The sequence below is a fragment of the Burkholderia guangdongensis genome, from assembly GCF_013403875.1.
GTDB classification, from domain to species: Bacteria; Pseudomonadota; Gammaproteobacteria; order Burkholderiales; family Burkholderiaceae; genus Burkholderia; species Burkholderia guangdongensis.
Map to the genome: position 1 here is coordinate 137,664 of NZ_JACBNX010000010.1, position 12,497 is coordinate 150,160.

The following is a 12,497-nucleotide window of genomic DNA, read 5'->3' on the forward strand; positions in this document are numbered from 1 at the left end:
CGCCGGGGCACGGCTCGCAAGTCGTTTATGATGGGAGTCTCGCCCCGCCCGCTTTTTTCATGACGTCCGACCGGCCCGCCGCTCCCCGCGCTCCCACCTCCGCCGACGACTGGCAGGACGACGCGCCCTACGCATCCGGCGCGCCCGAGCACGATTTCGCGGTGCGCCGCGTGACGTTGATCGTGCTGCTGATCGCCGCGATCGTGCTGCCGTGCGCGTACGTGTCGGTGATGGCGTACGACGATCTGCGCACGCGCGAAGCGGCCGCGAGCGACGTGACGATGCGCACCGTGCGCGTCGCCGAGGAGCACGCGCTGAAGGTATTCGACCTGAACGAGACGCTCGACGCACGCATCGTCGATCTCGTCCAGGATCTCGACGACGCCACCGTGCGCAACGACGAATCCGACATCCACGAAGCGCTCGATTCGATCGGCGGCGGCTATCCGCAGGTCGCCGCGATCTCGATCTTCGGCGCGAGCGGGGCGCTGCTCGCGAACAGCCTCTACTATCCCGTGCCGTACGCATCGATCGCGAATCGCGACGATTTCGTCGGCATTCGCGACGGCAAGGTGATCGAGCACATCTCGCGGCTGATGCCGGGGCCGCAGCGCCTTGCGAGCACGCCCGTGTTCAATACCGGCGTCGCGCGGCGGCACAGCGACGGCTCGTTCGCGGGAATGGTGTCGGTCGCGCTGAAGGCATCGTACTTCAATGCGTTCTACCGCGACCTGCTCGGCGGCTCGAAGACGCCGATGACGATGGCGCTCACGCGCGCCGACGGCGCGGTGCTCGCGTCATACCCGCCAACGCCGTCCGCCGCGCTCGGCGCGGCCACCGGCGCGGCGCGCGGCGCCGCGCAGGCCGAGCGCTCGCCGTTCGGCACGCCGGCGAGCGACGCGCACGCCGGCATCGTGCGCGCCAGCCACGGCTCGGACAGCGAGATCGTCGCGTATCGGCAGGTCGGCAGCTATCCGGTCTACGTGTCGTGCGCGTATCCGACGTCCGCGATCTGGCACGACTGGTACGAGCACCTGAGCGTGCTGTTCGTGTCGATGTTCGCGCCGTCGGTCGTGCTCTGGTGCGTGATCTGGCTGTCGCTGAAGCGGCTCGCGACCGAGGAGGAAGCGTGGGATCGTTGGCAGGCCGAAGCATCGATGCGCCGCTCGATCGAATCCGCGTACCGGCAGTCGCGCAAGATGCAGGCGCTCGGTACGCTGGTCGGCAGCGTCGCGCACGACTTCAACAACCTGCTGATGATCATCTCGAGCAACGTGCAGCTGATGCGTCGCCGCGGCGGCGCGCATCTGGACGGGGAGCTCGCCGCGATCGAGCGCGCGCTGAAGAACGGCCAGTCGCTGACGCGCCAGTTGCTCGGCGTCGCGCGCAAGCAGCCGCTGCGCAGCGAAACGATCGACGTCACGCAATGGCTCGGCACGTGCCGCGAGTTGCTGAAGACGTCGCTGGGGCTGAAGTCGTCGCTCTCCGTCGACATCCAGCCCGGGCTGTGGCCGATCCGCGTCGACGTCGCCGAGCTCGAGCTCGCGGTGATCAATCTCGCGGTCAACGCACGCGACGCGATGCCGGCGGGCGGCCGCTTCACGGTCAGCGCGCGCAACATGACGTTCCGTCGCGAGGACGGTTTTCCGCTGACCGGCGATTTCGCGCAGATCGCGTTCGACGACACCGGCTCGGGAATGGCGCCCGACGTGCTCTCGCGCGCGTTCGAGCCGCTGTTCACGACGAAGGCGAAAGGGATGGGCACCGGGCTCGGGCTGCCACAGGTGTTCGCGTTCTGCGAGCGCTCGGGCGGGCTCGCGACGATCGACAGCGCGGTCGGCGCGGGCACGTCGGTGCGGCTCTATCTGCCGCGCGCGAACGCGAACGATGCACCGGAGCGTCCGGCGCACCCGGCGCTCACCGCCGCGCCGGCGGCGAGCGATGCGCCAGCGGCCGACGGGCTGCACGTGCTGCTCGTCGAGGACAACGACGAAGTCGCCGCCGGCACCGAGGCGCTGCTCGGACTGCTCGGTCATCGCGTGACCTACGCGGCGAACGCCGACGACGCGCTGCAGCTGATCGACGAAACGTCCGCCGGCGGCGACTTCGATCTCGTGATCTCGGACATCCACATGCCGGGACGGCTGAACGGCATCGATCTCGCCGAAGCGCTCGAGCGGCGGCCGCAGCGGCTTCCGGTGATTCTCGTGACGGGCTATGCGGAGGAGCTCGACCGCACGCGCGGCGTCAACGTGCGCGTGCTGTCGAAGCCATTCGATATCGCGCTGCTCGACGATATCCTGCGCGGCATTCACGACGCGCGCGATGCCCGCGCCGCGCGGTAGCGCAGTTTCAGCGCTTGGGCGTTCAGGCCGCCTCGTACTGGCGTACCCATCCGGCGAAGCGATCGACGAAACCCTGCAGGAACTTGCGCGTATCGTCGCTGACGATGTTGCCCTGCGCGTCGATGCGCGACGCGTCGTGCTTGATGAACATCTCGGGCTGCCCAAGCAGACTCACGTCGAGATACGCGAGCACGTTGCGCAGATGCTGCTGCGCGAGCGCGGTGCCGGTCGCGCCCGGCGACGTGCCGAGCACCGCGCCCGGCTTGCGCGCCCACGAGTTGGTGCCCCACGGACGCGAGCCCCAGTCGAGCGCGTTCTTCAGCACGCCCGGCATCGAGCGGTTGTATTCGGGCGTGACGAACAGCAATGCGTCGGCCGCCTCGATCGACTGTTTGAAACGCTTCGCGACGTCGGGAAAGTCCGCGTCGTAATCCTGGCTGTACAGCGGCAGCGAGCCGATATCGAGGAACTCGAACGAAAAGTCCGCCGGCGCCAGCGAGATCACCGCGTGCGCGAGCGCGCGGTTGAACGATTCGCGCCGCAGGCTGCCCACGACGACCGCAATGCGATGTGCCATGAATTTCTCCTTCCGGTGGTGAGGAATCGAAGCGATTGATTCGGGATAGTCAGTAAAGGTCTGTTTATAGGCAGGCCAGCCCGCGAGCCGCCCGGCGGGGCCGCGCGACAGACTTTCCACAAAGTTTTCCACAGAATTTGTGGATAAGTCTGTCGATTCGCCGCGCCGTTACAGATTGGCCGTCCGGCCGTATGCCGTTCGCGCGATGTGCGTATCGGCAAGCATAGCGCAGGCGGCCGCGCGTGTTGATGTCATTCGGGACGGAACGTGCGTTGCGGGCGCGCGCGTTGCCCAGTAAGCTGCTCGCACCGGCCGCGGGCGACGTCGCGACCGGCGCCACTCGAGACCTTCATGCCGATCCAGCCTTCGCACGCCGCATACGACGACCCGGCCTATCTCGCACAATTGCGGCGCGACCTGCTGCGCTTCGCGCGCCTGCAACTACGTGACACTGACGCGGCGGAGGACGCGGTGCAGGAAGCGCTGGCCGCCGCATGGACGCATTCGAGCGATTTCGCGGGGTTGTCCGCCCACAAGACCTGGGTGTTCGGCATCCTGCGCAACAAGCTGATCGACAGTCTGCGCGTACGGCAGCGCATGGTCAGCCTGTCGGCGCTCGATGCCGAGCTCGACGGCGAATCGGCGCTCGACCGTGAACTGTTCAAGGACAACGGTCACTGGACGCCCTACGCGAAACCGCGCCCATGGCCGCAGCCGGAGACGCTGCTTCAGCAGCAGCAATTCTGGACGCTGTTCGAGATGTGCCTGAACCATCTGCCGGAGCAGATCGGACGCGTGTTCATGATGCGCGAGTTTCTCGATTTCGAGATCGCCGACATTTGCACGGAATTGACGCTGACGACGAATCATTGCAGCGTGCTGCTGTATCGCGCGCGTACGCGCTTGCGCACGTGCCTGACCGAGAAGGGGCTGACGAGCGACGATGGGACTGGGGAAATGTAAGGACGTGACGCGCCTGCTGTCGGATGCGCTCGATCGCGCGTTGACGCTGAACGAGCGGGTGCGCGTGCGCATCCATCTGCCGGCTTGCGGCGGGTGCCGAGAATATCGCAAGCAGATTGCGCTGTTGCGTGATGCGGCGAAGGTTGCGGGCGGGGGAGAAACCGGGCGGGACGACGCGCAGGAGTGAGGCCGCCGGAGGGCTGTCTGGACGAATTGCACCCTCCGGGATTCGAAGAATCAGAAATATAAAATTTATTCGAACAATTCCTTTATGTCTTCCGGCGGACGGCCGATGATGGCCCTGTCGTTATAGACGACGATCGGCCGCTGCAGCAGGATCGGATGCGTGGCGATCGCTTCATAGGCTTCGGCATCGGTCAAATCGGCGCGGCCGAGATCGAGCGTCTTGTAGGGTTCTTCGTTGTCGCGAAGCATGTCGCGGACCGGACGACTCAACTGACGATGAAGCGTTTGCAACTGCTCGACCGTCGGCGGCGTTTTCAGATATTCGACGATGGTGACCGGCGCGCCGCTTTGGTTGAGCGTTTCGAGAAGCGCCAGCGTTTCACGCGACTTGGAGCAACGGGGATTGTGATAAATCGTGATCATCGTTCGACCTTGGACTGATGGGGCCACGTATTGTAGCGATTCCGCGAGCTCGGCCGATCGAGTTGCGTGACAGGTCTATGGAGGCGGGTGAAAAACGTGACCTCGGTACGAAGTTGACGAAAGGAACGGACTGGCCGGCTGGCTAACCATCGGCTCTGTGGCGACAGTCGTTTGTCTGCGAGCGGTGTCGGATTGGATCGGCCGGCCGCCAACTTTATGCGCATAAACCTCGCGTTGAGTTGCCGCCCTCGTGATGCGCTGTTGAAACGCTCGAGGTTTGGCACGTCCGGCACTCCCGAGCAACCTCTGGTGACGACCCATTCTTGCTACCGCTGATCCAGCACCTTGAGCGCGGGCTCTTTATGCGCATAAATCTCTCGGCGTGAGTTCGAGCCGTGCTCGCAATACTTATCCGAAGACGCACGTCATTCGCCGGGAGCCCGGCGCGAGCCACTTTCTTGACCGAGTGAGACTCTCGCACGATGCATGCGCCCGAACGTCCGCAAGCGCACGAGCATGTCTCCGCAGCGCGGCATCATCACATCGCCGGTTTATGCGCATAAAGAGGTCGGCCAAATGGCTAACACGTAGTTAGCGAACAACAAATTCATTGAAATATAAATATCGTCCTGTAGAATTCCAACGACCCAAAACAGGAGTGAAAATTGGCAGCGGAAATCATTGCAGTCACTCAACAAAAGGGCGGAGTCGGCAAAAGCACGATCGCCATGCATCTTGGCGCGGCTTTTCACGAAAAAGGAAAGCGTGTCCTCGTCGTCGATGCCGATGGTCAGAACACGCTGATACATTGGTCGAGCGCATCGGGCGATAGCGAAACGGGGATTCCATTCCCCGTCGTCAATCTCGCGGAAGCCGGCGGCCAGATCCATCGCGAAATCAAGAAGTTCATCAACGACTACGACATCATCGTTGTAGATTGCCCGCCGTCGATCACGGAAAAGGTTTCGGGCGTCGTCCTGCTGGCCGCATCGATTGCCGTTATCCCGACGTCGTCGTCTCCGGCCGATTACTGGTCGAGCGTCGGTCTCGTCAAACTGATCCAGCAAGCCCAGGTCATGAACGAAGATCTGCGCGCCGTGTTCCTGCTCAACAAGACCGAAGAGAAGCGTATGTTGACCCGCGAACTGAAGCGGGCGCTCGAAGAACTCGGCTTCCCGTTACTGAAGACGCAAATTCCGACGCGCGAAGCGTATAAGCAGGCGATGGCGCTCGGTCAAACCGTGCTGCAGATGAACGATCGCGGTGCGAAGCTCGCGGCGACGGAAATTCGCGCATGCGCCGACGAGATCGTCGCGCTGCTGCCCTGACTTTATGCGCATAAAGGACTCCCATGAAACCCTCCCAATTCGCCAAAGGATTCCAGGCGCGGCCGGACACGACGACGAGCGAGAAACGCACCGCACTCGACCGGCTCAATGCGATCGACGGTCTCGTCAAAGCGGACGCTTCGTCTCCCGTCGCTGCCAAAGCCCCTAAAAAGGAAGGGCCGGCCCCGGTCGCCGACAACGTCGCCAACAACGCCATCGACGCCCCGGCCGATGAATCGCCACAATACCGTGCGTGGCGCCTCGAGAATCGCTACGCGCCGGGCCAAGTCATCGAGCTGGCACTGAAGGCCATCAAGCCGAGCCCGTTCAACCCGCGGCACTTCTATCTGAAATCGTCGATCGCCGAATTGGCCGTCAATCTCGCGAAGCAGGGCCAGCAGCAGGCGATTCATGTGATTCCCGACTACGAGCATCCCGGCTCGTATTTCGTCAGCGACGGCGGTCGACGTGTTCGCGCACTGAAGGAAGCGAACAAGGAAACGGTCAAGGCGATCGTCATCGATTTACCGATCGGCATTCAGAGCTACAAGCTCGGCTACGACCTGAACGTTCAGCGCGACTCCCAAACCGTCTTCGACAACGCGATCGTCTGGCGACGCTTCCTCGACGAGCGATATTTCCAGAGCCAGAAGGAACTGGCTGAGCAACTCGGCATCGACGAATCGACAGTCGCCGTGGCGCTGTCGATCGGCAAGCTGCCCGAAGCGATCATGCAGGAAATGGTTGCGCGCCCCGACCGGTTCGGCTCGAACATGGCTTATCAGGTCGGCCGCTATCACAATGCTCGTGGCACCGACGCGACGCTGCGCCTCATCAACAAAATCGTCTCGGATGATCTGAGCACGCGGCAGGTCGCCGATATCGTGAAGGGCAGGGCCGCCGCTCAGGAAAACGCCAAGCCCGCGAGCCGCCAGCGATACGCGCAGCGTCTCGAAATCAAGCTCGACGGCGTCTCGATCGGTGATCTGAAATCGTACGGCGACGATCGCATCGAACTGCGTCTGCGCGGACTTCCGAAGGAAAAGCGCGACGCACTGCTCGAGCAACTCGAACGGATGTTGGCGTCGGACTGATGGAATGTGGCGGCCCCGCGTCGATGTCGGGGGCGCAGACAAACCGGGCGGCTTATGCCGCCCGGGATTGATTCAACGTGAAGGAGAGCAAATCGCCATCCGTCGGCGCGCCCCAGGTCTTCTGGGCCAGCCAGTCGAAAAAAGCCGTCTCGGCCAGTTTGGAATCGAGGCCGCGCTTATGCCAGTCGTCGCGCATATGCGAGCCCATCGACGGCAGCGCCTCCGATTCGAACGATTCGCGCGCGACTTCGCGCTCCGCATCGCCCTGTTCGTCGTATAGCGCCTTCGCCTCCTTGCGCCGGTACGCCGCGTACTCGCTCAACAGGCGCGCCTTCAGATCGTCCGGCTGCACCGCCGCACCCTTCGCGGATAGGGTGCCGCTCGGCAACGCTTCGACCGTCTCCACCGGCGGCGCATAACCCTTCTTCAGCGCATCCTTGAACAGCGCCGCGGCGCTGCGCACCGGCGGCAGCGACGTGCTGCGCATCCGCTGCTCCGTCATCTGCAGCGCCGCGCGAATGCGGTTCTCCTCGCTGTCGGCATACAGCGTCTGCGCTTCCTTCAACGGAATGCCGAGCTTCACCATCCGGTCGACCAGCGTGCTGTCGAACACGTTCGGATGCTCGTCGAGCGCGAGCATCGGCTGCTTGCGCTCGGACACGCGGAACTGAATCTCCGCGACACGCCGTCCTTCCCGATGCTCGATCAGCTCGACGAAGATGTTGGTCACCGCGTTGACTTCCGCGATCGCAGGGCGCAGGTAATCGCGCTTGAAGTACTTGTACTCGCGCTTCGCCTCGTCGCCAGCCTCGGTATCGGGTGTGCCGGACAGAATCGGCCGCCACCACTCCCAAGGCTCGCGCATCGTCAGATGGCTCGGGTTCGTCAGGTAGCGCACGCAGATTTCGTACAGCGCAAGGCCGGCGCTGCTGCGCAACTGGCTCTGGAACTGCAGGCTCAGCCGCGCGTACTGCACCGGATCGAGCAGCTTTTTCTTGATCTTCGGCGCGAACGAGAACTCGACCCAGACGCGCCGCGTCGTCGGATCTTCGAGAATTTCGGCGTCGGCGATCAGCGTCGAGATCCCCCATTTGCGGCCCGGCTTCTGGCTCGACGTGCCGGTGCTCCATTCGACCTGCACCGACACCATGCGCCGCAGATGTTCCTTGACGAGCGCCGTGTCGTTCGAGTCGAACGCCGAGTTCGCAACGATGTCCGACAGCAGCGCGCGATAGGTGTCGCCCGAATCGTCGGCCTGCTGCGCCACGGCCAGCAGGACGTTGAACAGCTTGCGCGTGAGCAGGGTGATCTTGCCGCTTTTCGGCTGAATCGCGATCGCCTCGACGGCCTTACGCAATTCGGCCGAACTGGCACTCACCACATCCACATCGGTTTTCTTGGCGCGCTTCGTGGCCATGCGTCGGGTCAGAAGAGAAGTTTCCGGAAGGATAGCGCTTGTGGTGATGCGCGTCCAGAACGGCATGCTCACCATATCCGGTGAAGCGCGCCGATAAAACACGGCTCACCCGATCCGTTTCCCGAAAATGCTCACCGCTCCGGAATCCACGTCAATCGGGCTCACCGCGACAGATCGGGGCAGGCGCGGCGCACGCCGGCGTTCACGTCACCGCCGCCGGTGCGCAATCATCTCCCGTATCGGCTCACCTATCGCGTCGTCGCAAATTTACGACTTGCGCGGCCGTCACGTGTATCTCACCAGCACGCGTGAGTCGTGAGTCGTTCGGACACGCACGATATCACCTGTATGCCCATACAGATCGCGAATCCTCGACCGGAATGCGCGAATCGAGCGGCAGCGACGACGTCGGCCGGCACGGATTTGCGACGGATGCGGCCGCGCATCGAGCGTCGTCGAAGCCAACTCCCGAAAAACCTCACCAATGGCAACCGCGGCTCGGAACATCGACGATGAACAAACGCCCGACGCACGTGGAATCCGCAGCCAAAGCATCCCGAAAAATCTCACCTTAGCCGGGAAAGGAGCGGGAAAGCGCATTGGCTACTGCTCCCGAAAAACCTCACCATTCTTTCCTCGCATTCAAAAATCCCAATGCGCTCCGATACTTAAGTGCGGATGCTGAAGCGATCCGCGAACCGGCCGGCTCCTGAATGTTCTCACCTTTGATGCGTGTCGGAGCCAGCGGTGACCGGCGGCTCAATCCCGAAAAACCTCACCTTTCCGAAAAATTCGATCGCCTCCGCAGGCTCGCCATGTAGTTCTGACGGGCCTTTCGGAGAATATGGCTGAAAATTGGTCCCGAAAAAGCTCACCTATGGCGTCTTTTCGGCCGAGATAGGCTCCCGAACAATCTCACCTTTGAGCCTAAGGTGCGTTCATCCAGGAAATCCCGAAAAAACTCACCTTTCGTCGATCCTGCCGGGAAAACCCGCATGCCACTCCCGAAAAGCCTCACCTTTGGATCCCGACGACCCCATTTGAGGCGTCAAAGTGGGCTTCTTTCCCGGAAATCCTCACATCAAAGTGGCGCCGGGTCCCGTGGAATCTCACCTTTCATGAATTTTGCCTAAAAGAAGGGCAACATCCAGGCTGTGCACAGGCCCCGAAAACGCTCACCTTTGTGCTGTGCACAGGCGTCGATCCTGTGCAAGTCTGGCAATCGCTTGCCGGCTGTGAGGTCCCGCAAACCTTCACCTTTGGGAAAACCCTCGATCCGCTGTGATCCCGAATCCGCTCACGATCTTTCCCGGAAGGGCTCACGCAATGCCCCGAACCCCATCACTTCGGCTCCTGTAGAGGGTCACCTTGCATCCCGCAGACCTTCACCTTCCCGGCCGGAAACCCTTGCTGGACAAGGATGTGCCGTGGCGTTAACGTTTTTAACTAAGGGTTCAAGGGTGTTTACTTCTAATACTCTCAAGACTCACCCCGACGAGTTTTCCACAGACCCCCTCCAACCCGACACCCACCGCCATGTGAAACAATGACGAATCTTTCCAACAGCCGTAAAAAATCAATCGATACAAACGGTTAGGCGTGTTTCTTCGCTTTGTTTCACGAAATCTCCAGACCGGAACGGAATCGGACACACACAGCGCGGCTTTCCGGCACTGTCGACGCAAAATCACAACGACCCTCGAAAAATAGTATTGAACAGTACGTATTTCGTTATGATCGAGACGTTCCATTGCCCGAGAGTGCCGTCATGACCCTGGACGAGATGCGCCAAGTCATTCGAGATGAACTGGAATCCCTGCGCACGACCGGTGCGCGACGCCAGGAACTCTCGCTTCACGCGTGCAAGCGACTGTTTTTCGATCTCGGTATTCGTCCGTCCGCGGCGAACGTCCGGGACTTGACCCAGACTGGCAGCGCGAGCGACATCCCGAAAGACATCGACCATTTCTGGGAACGCATTCGCACCGCATCGAAAGTCCGTCTCGAAGGGGCCGCCATTCCGAAGTCCGTCGAAGACAAAGCCGGCGCACTGCTTGGTGCGCTCTATGAAGAAGCGCTGAAGGCCGCGCGCGAGAGCCTCGATGCGGATCGCGAGCAGATTCAGGTCGACATCGCCGATGCCGGGCAGCAACTCCGCGATGCGACGATTCGTCAGGAAACGCTCGAGGCGGCGCTTGCCCGCAGCGATGCCCGCAACGAACAGCTTCAGGCTCGCATCACCGCACTCGAAGTGCAGCTCGCGTCACAAACCACGCACGGTTCGGTCAACGAGGCGACGTTACTCACCTCCGTCAGCCGACTGGAAAGGGAATTGGCGGCCGCGACCGATCGCGTCCAGACCGAGCAAACGCAGAAGGCCGCGCTGCGGGACCGAATCGACGCGCTGCAAGCCGAGCTCCAGCAGCGCACCGAGCACTATGCGCAGCAGATCAAGGATGCGGTGGCGGAAGCCGAACGGCGCGTCAAGCCGATGCTCGTCGAGCTCGATTCGTTAAGGAGCATGGCGTCCACCTATCAGGCCGGGCAACGCGACGTGCAGCGCAAGGAATTCGATTTTCTGCAGCAGCTCAGCGCGGCCAAGGCGCGCGCGGATCGCCTCGAAGAGCAACTGCGCACCCAAAGCGACGAGCTGGATGCCACTTCGCGTGAAGTGAGCACATTGCGCGCGAATCGCGGGATGGATCCGGCGATCGCGACGCTGATTCGGCGCCTCGCGGATACCGGCAAGCTCGATGCCGATGCATTTTCCATCGTCGGCACCATACTCGATCAAGACGTTCCGTTGCCCGACGCGTGCCCGCATTGCGACGGCGAACCGGAACTGTCGCACGGTGCCGACGGTTTCGAAGTGTCCTGCCCGGAATGCGAGCATGCATCCGGACCGAGGCCGTCCCGCTTCGAGGCCGTTTCGCGTTTTCGTCACGGTTGACCCTGTCCGGACCGGCGATTCGATCGAAGGTGAGCCGGTACGGGAGGCTCAAGGTGAGATTTTTCGGGAGCCTGCGGACGGCCGCGTTCGACCGCTCAAGGCTTTGAGACAGGTGATCGGGCCGCGCTCATGCCGTTCACGTATCGTGCGGAACGCACGTCACCGACTCACCGGTTGCGCGAATGGATCAGTGAGCGTCCGCGGCGATGCCCGGCTCACCGTCCGTCAGATCGTCGCGCCAATTCTTCCAGGCCCGATGCAGACGATGCGACGAAATGGGCTGCATGAACCCGAGCCATTTGCCGACCCGTTCCACCGGAACGTCGTTTTCGAACAGCTCCGCCGCGTACGTGTTGCGCAGCGTCTGCGGGCTCGCGCGCGCCGCACGGGAGGCGGTGATGTCGGCCGCCTCGATGATCGCGTCGACGGCGCGCAGCATCGTCGCCTTGTGCATCGGACGGCCGGCGGGCGACGCAGGAAATACCAGGTCCCCCGGTATCTCCTGATGCCTGCGCTCCATGAGCCATGCATCGAACAGCGCGATCGCGAATGACGCGAGATGCGTTTCCCGCGTGAAATCCGGATGCGTCGACGGAATGATCAACGACGTGCCGCTCGAAGTAATGCAACTAATGGTGAGCGCACGCGCTTCGCCCGTCTTCACGCCCGCACCGAGAAATGCGGCGACGAGCGCGCGGTCGCGACGCTCCCGCCAATGCGCGGCGCCGGACACCGCGATCGGCGAAAAAAGATGCGCGATCAGCTTCGCGCGCTCAGACGGCGAAAGGAATCCGGTCGGCTCGTTGTCGCGCGCTTTTCGCCAGGTCGCTTCGCCATCCTGAGCGATGAAACGGGCGGGATTCGTCGACGCGAACTCGATGCGGCGGATATGGTCGAGCACACGCTCGATCAGCCGCAGGTAACGCATTCGCTGGGTTTTCCTGATCGGTAGCTCGCCGACGAAGTGTGCGATCGACGCGGTATCGACGGTGACCAGATTTTTTTGATGAGCACGCAGCCAGGTCAGGAAGGCGCCCCATTGCGCGCGGTAGACGTCGGCCGACGATCGGCGGAAGTCTTGCGTGGCCAACCAGGCATCGAATGCGGCTTCCGGCGCGGTGAGCCAGTCGGATGCGCTGCGATCGAACAAGTCCTTCGCGTCGGACGTTGGAGAAGCGTTCGGGGGTGTCGGCGGAGACATGCTATTTATTCCG

At 62.6% G+C, this 12,497-nt stretch carries 10 protein-coding genes; 6 read left to right on the forward strand and 4 right to left on the reverse strand.

Annotation, left to right across the window (positions count from 1 at the left end; genetic code table 11):
• The first annotated feature begins 59 nt into the window (after positions 1–59).
• A complete protein-coding gene (locus HZI36_RS11825; protein ID WP_179402833.1) occupies positions 60–2,345 on the forward strand; it encodes a hybrid sensor histidine kinase/response regulator in 2,286 nt (761 codons plus the stop codon).
• 22 nt (positions 2,346–2,367) lie between these two features.
• On the opposite strand, the gene HZI36_RS11830 is transcribed toward HZI36_RS11825, so the two are convergent.
• Positions 2,368–2,922, reverse strand: a complete 555-nt coding sequence (locus HZI36_RS11830) for an NADPH-dependent FMN reductase (RefSeq protein ID WP_179402834.1) — start codon at positions 2,920–2,922, stop codon at positions 2,368–2,370.
• Between the two features lie 351 nt (positions 2,923–3,273).
• Here HZI36_RS11830 and HZI36_RS11835 point away from each other — a divergent pair, with 351 nt between their 5' ends.
• Positions 3,274–3,885, forward strand: a complete 612-nt coding sequence (locus HZI36_RS11835; RefSeq protein WP_179402835.1) for an RNA polymerase factor sigma-70 — start codon at positions 3,274–3,276, stop codon at positions 3,883–3,885.
• Positions 3,866–4,072, forward strand: a complete 207-nt coding sequence (locus tag HZI36_RS11840; protein WP_179402836.1) for a zf-HC2 domain-containing protein — start codon at positions 3,866–3,868, stop codon at positions 4,070–4,072. Before HZI36_RS11835 ends, HZI36_RS11840 begins: the two co-directional genes overlap by 20 nt.
• 65 nt (positions 4,073–4,137) lie before the next feature.
• On the opposite strand, the gene arsC is transcribed toward HZI36_RS11840, so the two are convergent.
• Positions 4,138–4,494, reverse strand: coding sequence for an arsenate reductase (glutaredoxin) (arsC, locus tag HZI36_RS11845; RefSeq protein WP_179402837.1), 357 nt, complete (start codon positions 4,492–4,494; stop codon positions 4,138–4,140).
• 665 nt (positions 4,495–5,159) lie between these two features.
• Here arsC and parA point away from each other — a divergent pair.
• Together parA and HZI36_RS11855 are read left to right on the forward strand one after the other, a co-directional pair.
• Positions 5,160–5,822 (forward strand): ParA family partition ATPase, encoded by a 663-nt coding sequence (gene parA, locus HZI36_RS11850; protein WP_179402838.1) that lies wholly within the window; start codon positions 5,160–5,162, stop codon positions 5,820–5,822.
• A gap of 23 nt (positions 5,823–5,845) precedes the next feature.
• Positions 5,846–6,916 (forward strand): ParB/RepB/Spo0J family partition protein, encoded by a 1,071-nt coding sequence (locus tag HZI36_RS11855; protein ID WP_179402839.1) that lies wholly within the window; start codon positions 5,846–5,848, stop codon positions 6,914–6,916.
• Positions 6,917–6,968: 52 nt separating this feature from the next.
• Here HZI36_RS11855 and HZI36_RS11860 read toward each other — a convergent pair whose 3' ends face one another.
• Complete coding sequence (locus HZI36_RS11860) at positions 6,969–8,333, reverse strand: replication initiation protein (RefSeq protein WP_179402840.1); 1,365 nt, start codon at positions 8,331–8,333, stop codon at positions 6,969–6,971.
• A 1,768-nt stretch (positions 8,334–10,101) separates the two neighbouring features.
• On the opposite strand from HZI36_RS11860, the gene HZI36_RS11865 reads away from it, so the two are divergent.
• Positions 10,102–11,283 carry a DNA-binding protein gene (locus HZI36_RS11865; protein ID WP_179402841.1) on the forward strand — a complete coding sequence of 394 codons (1,182 nt, stop codon included), beginning with the start codon at positions 10,102–10,104 and terminating at the stop codon, positions 11,281–11,283.
• A gap of 187 nt (positions 11,284–11,470) precedes the next feature.
• Here the strand turns inward: HZI36_RS11865 and HZI36_RS11870 are convergent, their stop codons facing one another.
• The gene (locus HZI36_RS11870) at positions 11,471–12,484 is read right to left on the reverse strand and encodes a tyrosine-type recombinase/integrase (RefSeq protein WP_179402873.1); all 1,014 of its coding nucleotides are present in this window, start codon (positions 12,482–12,484) and stop codon (positions 11,471–11,473) included.
• Positions 12,485–12,497 lie beyond the last annotated feature (13 nt).